General features: G+C 70.6%; 15 protein-coding genes. 12 read left to right on the top strand and 3 right to left on the bottom strand.

Annotated features, from left to right (window positions below):
- Positions 1–5 precede the first annotated feature (5 nt).
- Positions 6–893, top strand: a complete 888-nt coding sequence (gene sucD / locus DEJ31_RS06390; protein WP_111121459.1) for a succinate--CoA ligase subunit alpha — start codon at positions 6–8, stop codon at positions 891–893.
- Positions 894–1044: 151 nt separating this feature from the next.
- Positions 1045–3033, top strand: a complete 1989-nt coding sequence (locus tag DEJ31_RS06395) for a DUF6350 family protein (RefSeq protein ID WP_111121460.1) — start codon at positions 1045–1047, stop codon at positions 3031–3033.
- A gap of 15 nt (positions 3034–3048) precedes the next feature.
- Here the strand turns inward: DEJ31_RS06395 and DEJ31_RS06400 are convergent, their stop codons facing one another.
- A complete protein-coding gene (locus DEJ31_RS06400; protein ID WP_111121461.1) occupies positions 3049–3591 on the bottom strand; it encodes a hypothetical protein in 543 nt (180 codons plus the stop codon).
- Between the two features lie 161 nt (positions 3592–3752).
- On the opposite strand from DEJ31_RS06400, the gene purN reads away from it, so the two are divergent.
- From purN to DEJ31_RS06425, 6 genes are all read left to right on the top strand, one after another.
- Positions 3753–4346 (top strand): phosphoribosylglycinamide formyltransferase, encoded by a 594-nt coding sequence (gene purN, locus DEJ31_RS06405; RefSeq protein ID WP_110903493.1) that lies wholly within the window; start codon positions 3753–3755, stop codon positions 4344–4346.
- Entirely contained in the window at positions 4343–5983 is a 1641-nt protein-coding gene (gene purH, locus DEJ31_RS06410) for a bifunctional phosphoribosylaminoimidazolecarboxamide formyltransferase/IMP cyclohydrolase (protein ID WP_110903492.1), read from the top strand. Before purN ends, purH begins: the two co-directional genes overlap by 4 nt.
- Positions 5984–6081: 98 nt before the next feature.
- A complete protein-coding gene (locus DEJ31_RS17155; RefSeq protein WP_181421552.1) occupies positions 6082–6249 on the top strand; it encodes a hypothetical protein in 168 nt (55 codons plus the stop codon).
- Positions 6250–6447: 198 nt separating this feature from the next.
- The gene (locus tag DEJ31_RS06415) at positions 6448–8274 is read left to right on the top strand and encodes an ABC transporter ATP-binding protein (RefSeq protein WP_111043446.1); all 1827 of its coding nucleotides are present in this window, start codon (positions 6448–6450) and stop codon (positions 8272–8274) included.
- Between the two features lie 125 nt (positions 8275–8399).
- Positions 8400–10208, top strand: coding sequence for an ABC transporter ATP-binding protein (locus tag DEJ31_RS06420; protein ID WP_110903588.1), 1809 nt, complete (start codon positions 8400–8402; stop codon positions 10206–10208).
- A gap of 118 nt (positions 10209–10326) precedes the next feature.
- Positions 10327–10782 carry a DUF805 domain-containing protein gene (locus DEJ31_RS06425; protein ID WP_110903490.1) on the top strand — a complete coding sequence of 152 codons (456 nt, stop codon included), beginning with the start codon at positions 10327–10329 and terminating at the stop codon, positions 10780–10782.
- On the opposite strand, the gene DEJ31_RS06430 is transcribed toward DEJ31_RS06425, so the two are convergent.
- Entirely contained in the window at positions 10779–11258 is a 480-nt protein-coding gene (locus DEJ31_RS06430; RefSeq protein WP_111121462.1) for an MGMT family protein, read from the bottom strand. The two genes, DEJ31_RS06425 and DEJ31_RS06430, sit on opposite strands and share 4 nt — an antisense overlap.
- Positions 11258–11710 (bottom strand): GNAT family N-acetyltransferase, encoded by a 453-nt coding sequence (locus DEJ31_RS06435; RefSeq protein ID WP_110903587.1) that lies wholly within the window; start codon positions 11708–11710, stop codon positions 11258–11260. Before DEJ31_RS06435 ends, DEJ31_RS06430 begins: the two co-directional genes overlap by 1 nt.
- A gap of 106 nt (positions 11711–11816) precedes the next feature.
- Between DEJ31_RS06435 and DEJ31_RS06440 the strand changes: the two genes are divergently transcribed.
- The 4 genes from DEJ31_RS06440 (at position 11817) to DEJ31_RS06455 (ending at position 16609) form a co-directional block, all read left to right on the top strand.
- The gene (locus DEJ31_RS06440; protein ID WP_110903488.1) at positions 11817–13103 is read left to right on the top strand and encodes an ROK family transcriptional regulator; all 1287 of its coding nucleotides are present in this window, start codon (positions 11817–11819) and stop codon (positions 13101–13103) included.
- Between the two features lie 181 nt (positions 13104–13284).
- Complete coding sequence (locus DEJ31_RS06445; RefSeq protein ID WP_110903487.1) at positions 13285–14643, top strand: extracellular solute-binding protein; 1359 nt, start codon at positions 13285–13287, stop codon at positions 14641–14643.
- Between the two features lie 116 nt (positions 14644–14759).
- The gene (locus DEJ31_RS06450) at positions 14760–15710 is read left to right on the top strand and encodes a carbohydrate ABC transporter permease (protein ID WP_110903486.1); all 951 of its coding nucleotides are present in this window, start codon (positions 14760–14762) and stop codon (positions 15708–15710) included.
- Positions 15711–15778: 68 nt separating this feature from the next.
- Entirely contained in the window at positions 15779–16609 is an 831-nt protein-coding gene (locus DEJ31_RS06455; protein WP_181427332.1) for a carbohydrate ABC transporter permease, read from the top strand.
- Positions 16610–16615: the final 6 nt, after the last annotated feature.

Below are 16615 nucleotides of genomic sequence, written 5' to 3' on the forward strand. Positions count from 1 at the left end.
TGACCATGTCGATCTTCCTCAACAAGGACTCCAAGGTCATCGTCCAGGGCATCACGGGCGGTGAGGGCACGAAGCACACCGCCCTCATGCTCAAGGCCGGGACGAACGTCGTCGGCGGTGTGAACGCCCGCAAGGCCGGCACGACCGTCACCCACGGCGATGTCGAACTGCCCGTCTTCGGCTCCGTGCGCGAGGCGATCGACACCACCGGTGCGGACGTCTCGGTCGTCTTCGTCCCGCCGGCGTTCGCGAAGGACGCCGTGATGGAGGCCATCGACGCCGAGATCCCGCTCGTCGTCGTCATCACCGAGGGCATCCCGGTGCAGGACTCCGCCGTCTTCTGGGCGCACGCCAAGGCCCTCGGCGCGAAGACCCGGATCATCGGGCCGAACTGCCCCGGCATCATCACCCCGGGGGAGTCGCTCGTCGGCATCACCCCGGCGACGATCACCGGCAAGGGCCCGATCGGCCTCGTGTCGAAGTCCGGCACGCTGACCTACCAGATGATGTACGAGCTGCGTGACCTGGGCTTCTCGACCGCCATCGGCATCGGCGGCGACCCGGTCATCGGGACGACGCACATCGACGCGCTCGCCGCGTTCGAGGCCGACCCCGAGACCGAGGCCATCGTGATGATCGGTGAGATCGGTGGCGACGCCGAAGAGCGGGCCGCCGACTACATCAAGGCGCACGTCACGAAGCCGGTCGTCGGGTACGTCGCGGGCTTCACCGCCCCGGAAGGCAAGACGATGGGCCACGCCGGCGCGATCGTGTCCGGTTCCGCCGGTACGGCCGAGGCGAAGAAGCAGGCGCTCGAGGCTGCCGGCGTCAAGGTCGGCAAGACGCCGTCCGAGACCGCCGCGCTGCTGCGCGAGGTCGTCGCGGCGAAGTAGTCGCAGGCCCCCTGCGGACGGGAGGCGCGGTGCCGGCTGGCACCGCGCCTCCCGTCCGTCCGTGGTCGGGCTGGTCCGTCCACCGGTGTTTTGCCGGGGGGAGCCGCGCGGCACCCGCGAGCGCGGAGGTGGCCGCCGTATCCTCGCTGCGATGAACCGCCTGGGAACCGCTCTGCTCGCCGTGATCGAAGCGATCGTGACGGTCGGCGTCGGCGTGGGCATCGCGCTCGTCCCGCTCACCCTGCTGTGGGCGTTCGAGTACGGGCTCCAGGTCGACTGGGACGTGTTCTGGACCGCTGCCGGCAACGTCTGGCTGATCGGACACGGCGTCGACGTGACGTTCACGCTCGGGGCCGCCGCGGCGAAGGCGACCGGGTTGTCCGGAGCCTCCGCGCCGATCGGGGTGAGTCTCGCCGCCCTCGGGTTCGCCGTCGTCACCGCCTGGCTGGGCGCGCGCGCCGGACGTCGGTTCGCCGAGACCGAGCACCGCGTGACCGGCATCCTCGTCGGGACGGCCGCTGTCGCCGTCCTCGGGCTCCTCGTCGCACTGAGCTCGACCAGCGCGGCCACGCACCCGACCACCTGGCAGGCGGTCGTCGCACCGGCGCTCTGGTTCGGGATCCCCGCGGTCGTCTCCGCCGAGGTCTGCCGCCGACGCCGAGGCCTGGCCGCCGACCCGGTCACCGCGCGCATCGTCGACCTGGTCGACCGGATCCCCACACTGTGGCGGGTCGTCGTCGGCTTCGGCCTGCGCGCCGGCACGGTCGCGACCGCATGCGTCGTCGCCGTCGCCGCAGTGCTCGTCGGACTCGTGCTGCTGGTCTCGTTCGCCGAGGTCATCACCCTCTACGAACGCTCGCACGCCGGACTGGTCGGCGGCTTCGCCCTGACCGTCGGCCAACTCGCGTTCATCCCCGACTTCGTCGCCTGGGCCACGGCCTGGCTCGTCGGCCCGGGCTTCGCGATCGGCACCGGTTCCGCAGTGTCCCCGATCGGCACGGCACTGGGGCCGGTGCCGGCGATCCCCGTCCTCGGTGCGCTGCCGACCTCCGGGCACACGTTCGGACTCGTCTGGATCCTGGTCCCCGTCGTCGCGGGCTTCGCGGTCGGCGGGCTGATGCGGCCGCGCCTGGTGCGGATGCTCGGTGCCGCCGACTCGGCGCTGTACCGGGCGATCGGTGGTGTCGTGACCGGACTCGTCGCCGGCGTCGTCATCGGTGGCCTCGCCTGGATGTCGTCCGGCTCCGTCGGACCCGGGCGCCTGGCCGACGTCGGACCGCATGCGCTGGCCGTGGGCGGGTTCGCCGCGCTCGAGGTGGGCATCCCCGCCCTCATCGCGCTCGCGATCGGCAGCGACCTGGTCCGGCTGCCCGAGCGCTCGTGGATCGGCGAGCGCTGGCACGAGACCGAGGACGACCTCGCCACCGCCGACGCGACTCCGGAGCACGGCTCGCTCATCGCCGCGCTCGAGTCCGCCGGAGCCGGGCGGACCACCGAAGTCCATCGGTTCTCGGTCGACGAGCAGCACGACGCGGTGACGACCGCGCACGCGGGAACGGACCGATCGCCGAACGCCGTCGACGAGGACGAGGACGACCGCGTGGCGGAGGCAGCGCCCGCAGCCACACCCGCGCCCACACCCACACCCGTCTCGACCGCTGCCGTCGCCACCGACGTCGACCTGCCCGACTGGGCACGGACCGACGCCGTCGCGGCAGAGCGCCTCGACGACCGGGCGGCAGCAGCGCCGGCCGTCGGCAGCATGCGGGCACGCCTCCGGGCTGCCGCGTCCGGTGCCCGCGACCGCGCCGGTGACCTCCGCGACCGTGCGAGTGGCCTCCGCGACCGTGCGGACGACCTGCGCCACCGTGCGGGCGGTGCCGGTCGTCCAGGGGAGCGGTCGTCCGCGGAGGCGCCCGCCGGTCCCGAGGGACGGCGGGAGGCGCCTCCCGTCCCGCGGACGGACGAACAGCCGGCCTTCCCGTGGAGCACCGAGGAGTTCGTCGCCGGCCGTGACGACGTCGACCCGGAACCGCCGGCGCGACCCGCGCCGCGGGCGACGACCTGGGACACGACGGACCAGATCCCCGAGGACGAGCTGCCCTGGTGGCGGAAGCCGAAGGGCGACGACGACGCCTGAGCGAAGGTCAGCCGGTCACCTGCTGACCTTCGTCATCGTGACGGGTGAGCCGAAGTAGTTGATCTGCCCGGCGCCGACGGTGAGCGCGCCGCCGCTCCACGTGAAGCGGGCATTGCGGCCTCGGGCGGCGGCGCTCTTGATGCGCTTCCACGTTCCGGTGAGCGATCCCACGCCGGTGTAGGCGCTCGGCGAGTTGCTCGTGTTCATCATGCACAGGCTGTCGGCACTGCAGCCGGGTGCGACGAAGGAGAGTCCGCGAGACGCCGGCCCGAGGTCCACGGCCGCGACGATCGTCGACGAGGTGCCTTCGGTGTACGTGGCGACCACGTGTCCGGTGTCGACGATCCGATCGATCTCCGCGGCGGACTGCTTCCCTTCCAAAGCCTGCAGCGCACTGAGGACCGGGTCCGCCTCCTGTGCGGCTGCTGCTGCAGCAGCGGCGGCAGGAGTGTCGATGACGGATGCGGCGTCGGCAGGATGCGTCGGCACGAGTGCGCCCGCGAAGGAGACGACGGCCGCGAGACCGGCGATGGCGAGAGGAGGGAGGGAAAGGATCACGATGACTCCGGATCGTTGCGTCGAGGACGAGTTGGGCGAGGACCTGACGCTACACACTCCAGTACCAGATGTCACTGCGGACGACCGGCGATGATGATGGACGCCGTACGATCAGCCTGCCCGCGCGCCCGGCAGCACCCGCCCCCGCTAGGCTTGTCCCCGTGCTCGAACTGGTCGTCCTGATCTCCGGTACCGGGTCGAACCTCCGAGCCCTGCTCGAGGCGACCCGCGATGCCGAGTACCCCGCCCGCGTCGTCGCGATCGGGGCGGACCGTGACGCCGAGGGCCTGCAGCTCGGCGAGCACTACTCGATCCCGACCTTCACGGTCCCGTACACCCGGTACGCCACCCGCGCCGAGTGGGGTGCAGCGCTCGCCGAGCAGATCCGCCCGTGGTCGCCCGACCTGCTCGTGCTGTCCGGGCTCATGCGCCTGCTCCCGCCCGCGGTCGTCGCCGAGTTCGGCCCGTCGGTCATCAACACCCACCCCGCGTACCTGCCGGAGTTCCCGGGAGCGCACGGCGTCCGGGACGCGCTGGCCGCCGGCGTCACCGAGACCGGCGCGAGCGTCATCGCGGTGGACGACGGTGTCGACAGCGGTCCGGTCCTGGCGCAGGAGCGCATCCCGGTCCTGCCCGGCGACACCGAGTCGACCCTGCACGACCGCATCAAGCCCGTCGAGCGTCGGCTGCTCATCCAGACCGTCCTCGACATCGCCAACGGACACATCGACCTGAAGGGCACCACCCCCGCATGAGCGTGCACGCCGCCGACCCCAGCCTGTACCGCGACCGGGACGTCGTGCCCGTGCGTCGAGCCCTCATCTCGGTGAGCGACAAGTCGGGGCTGCTCGAGCTGGCCGGCGCGCTCGCCGACGCCGGCGTCGAACTCGTCTCGACGGGCTCCACCGCGCAGACCATCCGTGACGCCGGGTACGTCGTCACGGACGTAGCGAGCGTCACGGGCTTCCCGGAGTCGCTCGACGGCCGCGTGAAGACCCTGCACCCGGCCGTGCACGCGGGGTTGCTCGCCGACCTGCGGCTGGAGTCGCACGAGCAGCAGCTCGCTGACCTGGGGATCGCCCCGTTCGAGCTCGTCGTGGTGAACCTGTACCCGTTCGTCGAGACGGTCGCCTCGGGTGCCGACGCGGCCACGGTGGTCGAGAACGTCGACATCGGCGGCCCGGCGATGGTCCGCGCGTCCGCGAAGAACCACCCGAACGTCGCGATCGTGGTGTCGCCGTCGTCGTACGACGAGGTCGTCGAAGCCGTCCGTGCCGGCGGCACGACCCTGGAACTCCGCAAGCGTCTGGCCGCGCAGGCGTTCGGCCACACCGCGGCGTACGACACCGCGGTTGCCAGCTACTTCGCGTCCGAGGTCGTCGCCCCGTCGGCAACGTCCGCGGCAGCAGAGCACGACGGCCAGGAGGCCCCCAGCGCGTTCCCGGAGCAACTCACGCTGTCCGCGGACCGCACCGCGACGCTCCGCTACGGCGAGAACGCCCACCAGTCCGCGGCGCTCTACACGAGCACGAACGGCACCGGGATCGCCCAGGCGACGCAGTTGCACGGCAAGGAGATGTCGTACAACAACTACGTCGATGCCGACGCCGCCGTCCGTGCCGCGTACGACTTCACCGAGCCGGCCGTCGCGATCATCAAGCACGCCAACCCCTGCGGCATCGCGGTGGCGGCCCCTGACGCGGGTGACCCGATCGCCTCGGCGCACGCGGCTGCCCACGCCTGCGACCCGCTGTCGGCGTTCGGAGGCGTCATCGCGGCGAACCGGACGGTGACCCGCGGCATGGCCGAGACGATCGCCGACATCTTCACCGAGGTCGTCGTCGCTCCCGCCTTCGACCCGGAGGCGCTCGAGGTCCTGTCCCGCAAGAAGAACATCCGTCTGCTCACGCTGCCGGGTGACTTCGCGCTCGCCGAGCGAGAGGTCAAGCAGATCTCCGGCGGGTTCCTCGTGCAGGACGCCGACCGCTTCACGGCGTTCGACCAGTCCACGTGGACGCTCGTCTCCGGCGAGCCGGCCGACGAGCAGACCCTGGCGGACCTGGCGTTCGCGTGGAAGGCCAGCCGCGCGGTGAAGTCGAACGCGATCCTCCTGGCGAACCAGGGCGCGAGCGTCGGTGTCGGGATGGGGCAGGTCAACCGGGTCGACTCGTGCCACCTCGCGGTGAACCGGGCCGGGGACCGTGCTGCCGGTTCGGTCGCGGCGTCCGACGCGTTCTTCCCGTTCGCCGACGGCCTGCAGGTGCTGCTCGAGGCGGGTGTCCGCGCCGTCGCCCAGCCCGGCGGGAGCGTCCGCGACGACGAGGTCATCGCGGCTGCGACTGCTGCCGGCGTGACGATGTACTTCACGGGCGAGCGGCACTTCTTCCACTGAGTCCAGTTCGACTCCGCGTCGACCAGGGCGCAACCAGCACGAGATCCTGGTTGCGTCCTGAGAGCCGCTGCCGATAGTCTGCAAGGCTCCGCGACCTCATGGCTGACGACTTCTCAGGTCGGCAGCACCGCGGGCACGACGGTGACGACGACGAGACTGGAGTGACGATGGACACGACGACCGGCACCACCGCAACGGCTGCCCGGACGCGATCGACGTCCATCGACACGGCCGCTCCCGGCGTCCCGACACCGCCGTCCGCCTAGGCGCACGACCGGCCCCACCCGCCCCACGGGCGACGTCGTCCCAGCGGCGCCGACGGAACCCGCGGGACTCCGCGCGCTGTCGTGGTGCCCGAGCGGGCACCCGGCCGACCAGACCACGCAACGCACCCCGGGCCTCCCGTCCGGTCAGACGCAACCTGACCGCACCTGCGCCCGTACGAAGCACGAGGACGCACACGCATGTCCCAGGTACCCCACCGGGAACCGGCGCCGACACCGGCGCGCCCCTCCACCGCCCGCGCCATCGGGCGCATCTGGCCCTACGTCAAGCCGTACCGATGGCGGTTGTTCGGCGGGATGCTGGCGGCGCTCGGCGCCTCCGTCGTCGCGCTCGTCATCCCCTACGTGCTGCAGGCGCTCGTCGACGGACCGCTCGCGTCCGGTGACGGCAGCCGCATCTGGCCCGCCGGACTCGGCGTGCTCGCGCTCGGCGTCCTCGAGGCGTTCTTCATCGCCTCCCGACGGAAGATGGTCATGCGGCCGTCCACCCGGATCGAGGCGAGCATGCGCAACGCGCTGTACGCGAAGCTGCAGGACCTGCCGGTCGCCTTCCACGACCGGTGGGAGTCCGGGCAGCTGCTGTCCCGGTCGGTGTCCGACCTGTCGCTGATCCGCCGATGGCTCGCCTTCGGCATCGTGCTGCTCGTCGTCAACGTCGTGACGATCGTCATCGGGTTCGGTGTCCTGTTCACCTTCGGGTGGCAGCTCGGCCTGATCTTCCTGGTGGCCTCGATCCCGGTCTGGGTGAACAGCGTGCTGTTCGAGCGCAAGTACTCGGTCGTCGCCCGACGCAGTCAGGACCAGGTCGGGGACCTCGCGACCAGCGTCGAGCAGTCGGTGCACGGCATCCGCGTGCTCAAGGCGTTCGGCCGTGGTCGGTACAAGCTCGACGAGTTCGCCGAGCAGGCCGAACAGCTGCGCGGCACCGAGATCGAGAAGGCCAAGGCGATCGCGGCGATCTGGTTCTGGCTGCTGCTCGTGCCGGACGTGGCGTTCGCGCTGTGTCTGCTCGCCGGCATCTGGCTCGCCAGCCAGGGGGAGCTGAGCGTCGGCCAGCTGTTCGCGTTCTTCGCGACGGCGACCGTGCTGCGGTTCCCGATCGAGTCGATCGGCTTCTTCCTGTCGATGACGTTCGACACCCGCACCGCCGTGGACCGGTTCTTCGAGGTCATGGACTCCGAGAACACGATCACGGACCCGGCAGCGCCGAAGACGATCGCAGAACCCCACGGTGCACTCGCCTTCAACGCGACGCACTTCCGCTACCAGGACTCCCCGGCGCAGTTCCCCGACCTGGTGAACGGCGTCGAGCTGCAGCTGCGTCCCGGCGAGACCATGGCGCTCGTCGGCCTCACCGGCTCGGGCAAGACGACCCTGCTGGCGCTCGTCCCGCGGCTGTACGACGTGACCGGGGGATCGGTGACGATCGACGGCGTCGACGTCCGCGACCTGTCCCGCGCCGAGCTCCGTCGGCACGTCGGCGTCGCGTTCGAGGACGCCACCCTGTTCTCGTCGAGCGTGCGGGACAACGTCCTGCTCGGTCGGCCCGACCTGTCCGGGGACGAGGCCGAGCGGGTCATGCGCGAGGCGCTCGACATCGCGCAGGCGTCCTTCGTGGACGACCTGCCCGAGGGCGTCGACACCCGGGTCGGCGAAGAGGGGCTGTCCCTCTCCGGCGGTCAGCGACAGCGCCTGGCGCTCGCCCGGGCCATCGCGGCGCGGCCGAGCGTGCTCGTCCTCGACGACCCGCTGTCCGCGCTCGACGTCGACACCGAGGCACGCGTCGAAGCGGGGCTCCGCCGAGTCCTCGCCGAGACGACCTCACTGATCGTCGCCCACCGCCCGTCCACCGTGACCCTCGCCGACCGCGTGGCACTCATGGAGAACGGCCGCGTCACCGCCGTCGGCACCCACTCGGAGCTGATGGCCACCAACGAGCACTACCGCTTCGTCATCTCGTCGCTCGACGACGACGACGCCGAGGACCGAGAGGAGGCGATGGCATGAGCAACGAGACCGATCACGATCAGCCCCTGACCGTCGACCAGGAACCGACGGGAGGCTCGGTGCCGGTGGCGCAGGTCGGCACCGGCACGCAGGCGGCCGAGGCGGCAGCTCCGGTCACCGCGTCCATCACCGTCCACGGGACACGTGGCGAGGAGCGTGAGGACTTCACGAAGGCCGAGAGCCGTCGGCTGCGCCGCCGGTCACTGACGCTGCTCAGCTCCCTCGCGGCACCGCTCAAGGCCCGGCTCTGGGGCATCGCGGTCGTCGTGGTGCTCTCCACCGGTGGACAGGTCGCCGGCCCGACGCTCATCGCGTGGGGCATCGACAACGCCCTGCCCGCCGTGCTCGACCGTGACGACTGGATGCCGGCGTTCCTCGTCGTCGGGCTGTACATCACCATCGCGATCGTCGGGGCGGTCCTCACCGCCTGGTACACGGTGCTGGCGGCCCGGATCAGTCAGGCGATCCTGTTCGACCTCCGGAAGCGGGTGTTCCTGCACACGCAGCGGCTGTCGCTGGAGTTCCACGAGACGTACACGTCGGGGCGGATCATCTCCCGGCAGACGAGCGACCTGGACTCCATCCGGGAGCTGCTCGACTCCGGGTTGAACCAGCTCATCCAGGGTGTCCTGTACATGGTGTTCACCGCGGTGGCGCTGGTGTTCCTCGACCCGACCTCGGGCCTGGTGCTCGCGATCGCCCTGGTGCCGCTGTGGTTCCTGACGCGGTGGTTCCAGCAGCGCTCGCAGCAGCTGTTCCGCTCCACCCGGACGACCAGCGCCCGCGTCATCGTGCACTTCGTCGAGACGATGACCGGCATCCGCGCGGTACAGGCGTTCCGCAAGGAGTCCCGCAACGAGACCGAGTACGGCGTCCAGGTCGAGGCGAACCGGCAGGCGAACGCCCGTGTGTTCAACCTGTTCGGGATCTTCGACCCGGGCCTGGTCCTCATCGGCAACGCCACCCTGGCTGCCGTCGTCATCGTGGGCGGCTTCCGGGTCGTCGGTGGATCACTGGAGATCGGCGCGCTGCTCGCCGTCGCGCTCTACGCCAAGCGGTTCTTCGACCCGGCGCAGGAACTGGCGATGTTCTACAACAGCTACCAATCGGCATCCGCGGCGATGGAGAAGATCTCCGGCGTCCTCGAGGAGCGGCCGAGCGTGCCGGACCCCGCGAAGCCGACGAAGCTGCCCGACGCCCGGGGCCGCATCGACTTCGACCACGTGCAGTTCGCGTACACGGCCGACCGGGTCGTGCTGCCGGAGTTCGACCTGCACATCCCCTCGGGTCAGACGATCGCGCTCGTCGGGTCCACCGGTGCCGGCAAGTCGACGCTCGCGAAGCTGATGGCCCGGTTCTACGACCCGACCTCGGGCACCGTGACCCTGGACGGCGTGGACCTGCGGGACCTCGATCCGAAGGACATGCGCCGCGCCATCGTGATGGTGACGCAGGAGGCGTACCTGTTCTCGGGTTCCGTCGCGGACAACATCGAGCTCGGTCGACCGGGAGCCTCCCGAGCGGAGATCGAGTCGGCGGCGAAGGCCGTCGGCGCGCACGAGTTCATCATGGCGCTGCCGGACGGGTACGACACCGACGTCAACAAGCGCGGTGGCCGGGTGTCGGCCGGGCAGCGCCAGCTGCTGTCGTTCGCCCGGGCGTTCCTCGCCGACCCGAAGGTGCTCATCCTCGACGAGGCCACGGCGTCGCTCGACATCCCCTCGGAGCGCCTGGTGCAGGAGGGCCTCGAGACCCTGCTCGCCGACCGCACCGCGGTGATCATCGCGCACCGACTGTCCACCGTCGCGATCGCCCACCGGGTGCTCGTGATGGAGTACGGCCGCATCGTCGAGGACGGCACGCCCGCCGACCTCATCGCGGGCACCGGACGGTTCGCCCAGCTGCACGCGGCCTGGCGGGACTCGCTGGTCTGACGACCGCTGCGCTTCGCGCCCCGCCACGCACATCGCGCCCCGCTCCGACGGGGCGCGATGTGCGTCCGGGGGCGCGTCCCGTCCGGAGTCCGGCGGGACGGCGTGGTTGGGTGGGGGGATGAGCGACAACGACGTGCAGCCGGGCGGTGTCGCCCTCCGCGATCCCCTCTACGGCGCGCCCTTCGCCGAGGCCGTCCGACGGTTCTGGCGGAAGTACACCGTGTTCACCGGCCGGGCCTCGCGCTCCGAGTTCTGGTGGTGGTGGCTGACCTCGTTCGCGATCGGTCTGGTGCTGCAGCTCGTGCCGCAGGTCTTCACCCCCGACGCGCCGCTGCTCGAGAACCCCGTCGGGTCCTACCTGTTCGTGCTCTGGGCGCTGATCACCCTCATCGGCGGGCTGGCACTCGGCGCTCGGCGGCTGCACGACGCGAACCTGTCCGGGTTCTGGCAGTTCCTGCACGTGCTGCCGGGCATCGGGTCGCTCGCGCTGTTCGTGATGTTCCTGCTGCCGCCGAACGCGAAGGGCACCCGGTTCGACCTCCGGCCCGGCGTGACGGCCGGCGGACGCCTCTAGTCCGACCAGCCGTCGTCGGCCGACCAGCCGTCGTCGGTCGGTGACCAGCGCGCGCGGGGCATGTCGATCCTCCAGGAGGCGTCGTCCCGCGACCACCACAGGGGCGTGCCCTCGGCTCGGTGGTGCTCCAGCGCACGCGCCTCGTGGTGGACCGGCGGCAGCCCGCCGGAACGGACGACCCGCCACCACGGCAGATCCGAGCCCTCGTGCGCCATCACCTTGCCGACCGCGCGGGAGGCCCGCGAGCCGAGCACCGCGGCGACGTCCCCGTAGGTCATCACGTGCCCGGGCGGGATGGACCGGACGACCGCGGCGACCTGGGCACCGAAGTCGGCGTCACCCGGAACGGCTGGCTCCGGACCTGCTGGCGCCGGACCTGCTGGCGCCGGATCGGCAGGCGCCGGATGTGCTGGCGCCGGATCGGCTGGCTCCGGAACGCCGGCTGCCGACCGGGAGGCGCGGGGCCGCGCCGGCACTACAGCGTCAGGGCCGCGAAGTGGTCGCCGTACTGCGTCTCACCCACGACGGTGAAGCCGATGGCCTCGAAGAACGCCTCGGGGCTGCCGGTGCCCGGCTCGTAGACGACGGTGAGGCGCTCGAAGCCGCGCTTGCGGGCCTCCTCCGCCAGCCCGTGGACGGCGAAACGACCGACCCCGCGCCCCTGCGCGTTGGCCGCGACGTTGACACGCCAGATGCAGCTGCGGAGTTCCTCCTGCGCGTTCTCGGCGTCGAAGCTGCCGATGATGAGGCCGACGACCTCGTCCCCGTCGAGGACCACGCGGGGCCAGGAGGCGCTCGGCTTGACGTCCGACTCGGCCTGCGCGTACGAGGTGGGCTGGACGAACTGCTCCTGCCCCGGCTTCAGCGTCAGCGAGTTGGCCGCGGCGGCGGTCGCTGCGGAGAGTTCTTCGAGGCGGAGGTCCGTCATGTCGGTCAGGGTAACGGTGCAGGCGGGTGAGAAGCCAGCGATCGGTCCGGTGACGGTCACCCCGTGCGCGTCGCACCGCGCATGTCACCGGCGGTATGGTCGCCAGATGGCGGAGCATCGGCGCGGGGCGAACCTGCCGTCGTTGGGCGGGTTCAACCGCACGGTCGTGCTCGACGCCGTCCGCCGGTCCCGGGACGGCCTGAGCCGCGTCGAGCTCGCCGCGCGGACCGGCCTCAGCCCGCAGACAGTCTCGAACGTCACCCGGTTCCTCATCGACGCCGGCATGATCGTCGAGTCCGGCACGGTCGTGGCGGGTCGGGGCAAGCCGCGCACGATCCTCCGACTGGAGGCCCGCAGCCGGTTCGCCGTGGGGGTGCACGTCGATCCCGCGGTCGTCACCTACGTGCTGCTCGACCTGGCGGGTGCGGTCGTCGCCGAGGCCACCACCTCGACCCCGAACGCCGAGGACCCGGACCAGGTCGTCCGGACGATGGCGGCCGCGGTCGACGGGCTGGTCCGCCGCTCCGGGGTCGCGCCCGACAGCGTGCTCGGCGTCGGCATCGCCTCGCCGGGGCCGATCGACGCGGCGGCCGGCGTCGTGCTCGACCCGCCGTTCCTGCCCCGGTGGCGGGACGTCGCGCTCCGGGACGCCCTGGGTCACGCCACCGGCTACCCGGTGCTCCTCGAGAAGGACGTCACGGCGGCGGCCGTCGGCGAGATGTTCCTCGAGCGGGGTGCGGCGGCCCGCGACTTCGCCTTCGTGTACTTCGGCACCGGGTTCGGGGTCGGGCTCGTCATCGACCACGAGCCCGTCCGCGGATCCGGGGCGAACGCGGGCGACGCCGGGCACATCATGGTCGACCAGGGGCCCCTCGCCGGGAACGGCGACGGAGACGGCACGCGCGGTGAGGTCGGGGCGACGGTGATGCCCGACCGCCTGGTGCGGATCGCGGTCGAGCGGGGGATCGCCCTGGGCGACGGAGTCCCCGTCGCCGGGACGGCTGCTGCCGACGGTGCCGACATCGCGGTCGACCTGGCGGCGGTCGACCGGGCGTGGGACGCACTCGCCGCAGCGATCGCGGCGGAGGACCCGGCGGCGCAGGCCCTCGCGGCCGAGATCGGCACCGTGATGGGGCGGGCCGTCGTCGTCATCGTGAACCTGCTCGACCTCGACCGGGTGGTGTTCGGCGGACCGTTCTGGTCGCGGATCAGCAGCGCGGCCCTCCCGGCTGCCACCGCGGCGATCGCCGGCTCGCCGATCCTGGTGCCGAAACACCCGGTCACCGTCGTCGAGAGCCGACGGGGGACCGACGTGGCCGCGGTCGGGGCGGCCTGCCTGGTGCTCGACGCTGCCCTGTCGCCGCGAGCGAGCACGATGCTCATCGCCCACTGATCGGCTGCCGCCCGCGCGGCTGCCGCCTGTGGGGCTGCGCCCGGACCGTCGCGCGGGCTGCAGGTCACGAACCGGGCGCACTTTGCGCCCATGTCTTGACAACGTTTAAGTCCATACGGTGGACTAACTGCGCAACGCGGGCAACGGAGTCCGCGACCTTCACCCGTGCAAAGGAGCACCGATGAAACGCACCCGCATCATCGCCGGACTCGCAGCCGTGGCAGTCGCCGCAGTGGGTCTCGCAGGCTGCTCGAGCTCGGGGTCCGCCTCGAGTGACACCATCAAGATCGCGTACCAGAAGTTCGGCGCCTTCCAGCAGCTCGACGCCCAGATGAAGGTCGTCAAGAAGGAGTACGAGAAGGCGAACCCGGGCAAGAAGGTCACGCTCGTCCCGATCCAGGCGCAGGAGGGCGACTACGCCACCAAGCTCGCGCTGATGAACAAGGCGCCCGCCACCGCACCCGACGTCATGTACGAGGACACGTTCCTCGTCAAGGCGGACGCGGAGGCCGGGTACCTGCTGCCGCTCGACGAGTACACGGCGAAGTGGGACGAGTGGGACCAGTTCTTCGACAACGCCAAGCAAGCCGGGGAGGGCGAGGACGGCAAGACCTACGGCGTCCCGATGGGCACCGACACCCGTGCCCTCTGGTACAACAAGGACATCTTCAAGGAGGTCGGCCTGCCCGTTCCGTGGCAGCCCAAGACCTGGGACGACGTGCTCGCTGCCGCCAAGACGATCAAGGACGAGAAGCCCGACCTGATCCCCTTCAACATGTACTCGGGCAAGGCGCAGGGCGAAGCGTCCACCATGCAGGGCTTCGAGATGCTCCTGTACGGCGCGGACGGCCCCGGCAACACGCTCTACCAGGACAAGAAGTGGGTCACGGGCTCGAAGCAGTTCCAGGACTCGCTGCAGTTCGTGAAGGACGTCTACCAGGGCGGCCTCGGCCCGACACCGCAGCAGGCACTCGACACCAACGTCGGCACGACCATCACGCAGACGTGGCTGCCGAAGGGAAAGCTCGCGATCGACCTCGACGGCTCGTGGCAGTCCGGCACGTGGCTGAAGACCGGCACCGCCCCGTGGGCCGAGTGGAACGACGTGATGGGTCAGGCACCGATGCCGACGCAGAACGGGCAGGCCCCGGGCTACAACAGCATGTCGGGAGGCTGGACGCTCGCGGTCGGGGCGAAGTCGAAGAACCCCCAGGCGGCGTTCGACTTCATCACCAGCTTCCTCGACAAGGACGGCTCGTTGCAGTACGACTCCGAGAACAGCCAGATCGCGGTGCGCAAGGACGTCGCGGCCGACCCCGAGTACACCGGCGCGAACCCGACGTTCAAGTTCTTCTCGGGTCTGGTGGAGAACACCAACTTCCGCCCCGCGACGAGTGACTACTCGCAGATCTCGAACGCCATCCAGGTCGCCATGGAGTCGGTGATGACCGGCCAGCAGTCGCCGAAGGAAGCCGCCGCCGCCTACGACGATGCCGTGGTCGGCGTCGTCGGCAAGGAGAACACGGTCTCCGCGCGCTGACGCGTCCGTCCGGTCCGACGCGACCGTGTGACGGACGGGAGGCGCGGTGCGAGCCCGCACCGCGCCTCCCGTCCGTCCCCACTCATCACCGTGAGCTGTCCTGGAAGGCACCCAGCATGACCAGCACTCCCCTCGCGCCGGTGGTCCCGGCGCCCGGTGCGCCGAGACGCACCGACCCTCCCGTCCCTCGGAAGCGCAAGCCGCTCCGCAACGTCGGCCGAGCCGTCCCGCTCCTGCCGGCAGTCGTCCTCCTCCTCGTCTTCCTGCTCGGCCCCGTGATCTCGTCGTTCTACGGGTCGTTCACGAACTCCGCGTTGACCGGAGCCGGCGCGGCGGACCAGCAGTTCATCGGGTTGCAGAACTACGTCGACCTGTTCCAGGACAAGGACTTCCCGAAGTCCGTCATCCTGACGGTGGTGTTCCTGCTCGCCTCGGCGGTCGTGGGACAGAACGTGCTCGGACTCGGTCTGGCGCTCCTCATGCGGTCGGCGAACAAGGTCGTCCGCTCGATCGTCGGCACCTTCGTCGTCGCGGCGTGGGTCCTGCCCGAGATCGTCGCGTCCTTCGCGGCGTACGCGTTCTTCAACGACGAGGGCACGCTGAACTCGTTCCTGGCGGTCTTCGGGATCACCGGTGCGAACTGGCTCTACACGTACCCGATGGTCGCGATCATCCTGGCGAACATCTGGCGCGGCACCGCGTTCTCGATGCTCGTCTACTCCGCCGCCGTGCAGGAGGTCCCCGAGGAGATCACCGAGTCCGCCGAAGTGGACGGCGCCACCGGGTGGCAGCGACTCGTGTACATCACGCTGCCGGTGATCCGCCGGAGCATCTCCACGAACCTCATGCTGACGACGCTGCAGACGCTGTCGGTCTTCACCCTCATCTTCGTGATGACCGGTGGCGGGCCGGGCACCAACTCCTCGACGCTGCCGATCCTGGCGTACCAGGAGGCGTTCAAGTTCTCGCAGCTCGGCTTCGGGACCGCGATCGCGACCATCCTGCTCGTGGTGGGGGCGGTCTTCTCGATCATCTACATCAGAGCGCTCAAGCCGGAGGTGGACTGATGGCCATCACAGCCCCGTCCCTCGACCAGACCACGACCCGTTCGATCACCGCACCGGGGTCCCTGCACATGACCTCGCCCCGAGGTCGGACGATGCGGTGGGTGTCGAACGTCGTGCTGCTCGTCATCGCGGTCTGCTTCGCGGTGCCGCTCCTGTGGCTCGTGTTCGCCTCGTTCGACGCGCAGGCGTCGCTGTCGGTGAAGCTGCCGTCGCAGTTCACGCTGGGCAACTTCACGACGGTGCTCACCCCGGAGCTGTCGTTCATCCCGCTCGGCAACAGCCTGCTGCTCTCCGGCGGGACGGCGGTCGTCACGGTCGTCGTCGCGATCCTCGCCGCGTACCCGCTGTCCCGGTACAAGATGCGCGTCAACAAGCCGTTCCTGTACAGCATCCTGTTCGGCACCGGCCTGCCGATCACCGCGATGATGGTGCCCGTCTACGCGCTGTTCGTGTCGCTCAACCTCATCGACAACATCTACGGCTGCATCTTCTTCCTCGCCGCGACCAGCCTGCCGATGGCGATCTGGATGGCGAAGAACTTCATGGACGCGGTCCCGATCTCGCTCGAGGAAGCGGCCTGGACCGACGGGGCGTCGATGTTCACGACGCTGTGGCGGATCGTCATCCCACTGATGCGACCGGGCATCGCCGTGGTGTTCATCTTCGTGTTCATCCAGGCGTGGGGGAACTTCTTCGTCCCCTTCGTCCTGCTGCTCTCGCCCGACAAGGTGCCCGCCGCGGTGAGCATCTTCAACTTCTTCGGGCAGAACGGGGCGGTGGCCTACGGGCAGCTCGCCGCGTTCTCGATCGTCTACTCCGTGCCCGTCATCGCGCTCTACGTGCTCGTGTCGCGAGGCCTCGGCGGCGGCAACGCCCTCGCCGGCGGCATCAAGGGCTGACCGAAC

Origin of the sequence: Curtobacterium sp. MCPF17_031 (assembly GCF_003234035.1) — a bacterium.
Lineage (GTDB): Bacteria > Actinomycetota > Actinomycetes > Actinomycetales > Microbacteriaceae > Curtobacterium.

Excerpts from the sequence above, each read along its gene's own strand:
- purH (WP_110903492.1), top strand. The coding sequence starts at position 4,343 with ATGAGCGTGCACGCCGCCGACCCCAGCCTGTACCGCGACCGGGACGTC.
- DEJ31_RS06435 (WP_110903587.1), bottom strand. The coding sequence starts at position 11,710 with ATGACGGACCTCCGCCTCGAAGAACTCTCCGCAGCGACCGCCGCCGCG.
- DEJ31_RS06425 (WP_110903490.1), top strand. The coding sequence starts at position 10,327 with ATGAGCGACAACGACGTGCAGCCGGGCGGTGTCGCCCTCCGCGATCCC.
- DEJ31_RS06450 (WP_110903486.1), top strand. The coding sequence starts at position 14,760 with ATGACCAGCACTCCCCTCGCGCCGGTGGTCCCGGCGCCCGGTGCGCCG.
- sucD (WP_111121459.1), top strand. The coding sequence starts at position 6 with ATGTCGATCTTCCTCAACAAGGACTCCAAGGTCATCGTCCAGGGCATC.
- DEJ31_RS17155 (WP_181421552.1), top strand. The coding sequence starts at position 6,082 with ATGGCTGACGACTTCTCAGGTCGGCAGCACCGCGGGCACGACGGTGAC.
- DEJ31_RS06415 (WP_111043446.1), top strand. The coding sequence starts at position 6,448 with ATGTCCCAGGTACCCCACCGGGAACCGGCGCCGACACCGGCGCGCCCC.
- DEJ31_RS06440 (WP_110903488.1), top strand. The coding sequence starts at position 11,817 with ATGGCGGAGCATCGGCGCGGGGCGAACCTGCCGTCGTTGGGCGGGTTC.
- DEJ31_RS06395 (WP_111121460.1), top strand. The coding sequence starts at position 1,045 with ATGAACCGCCTGGGAACCGCTCTGCTCGCCGTGATCGAAGCGATCGTG.
- DEJ31_RS06455 (WP_181427332.1), top strand. The coding sequence starts at position 15,779 with ATGACCTCGCCCCGAGGTCGGACGATGCGGTGGGTGTCGAACGTCGTG.
- DEJ31_RS06445 (WP_110903487.1), top strand. The coding sequence starts at position 13,285 with ATGAAACGCACCCGCATCATCGCCGGACTCGCAGCCGTGGCAGTCGCC.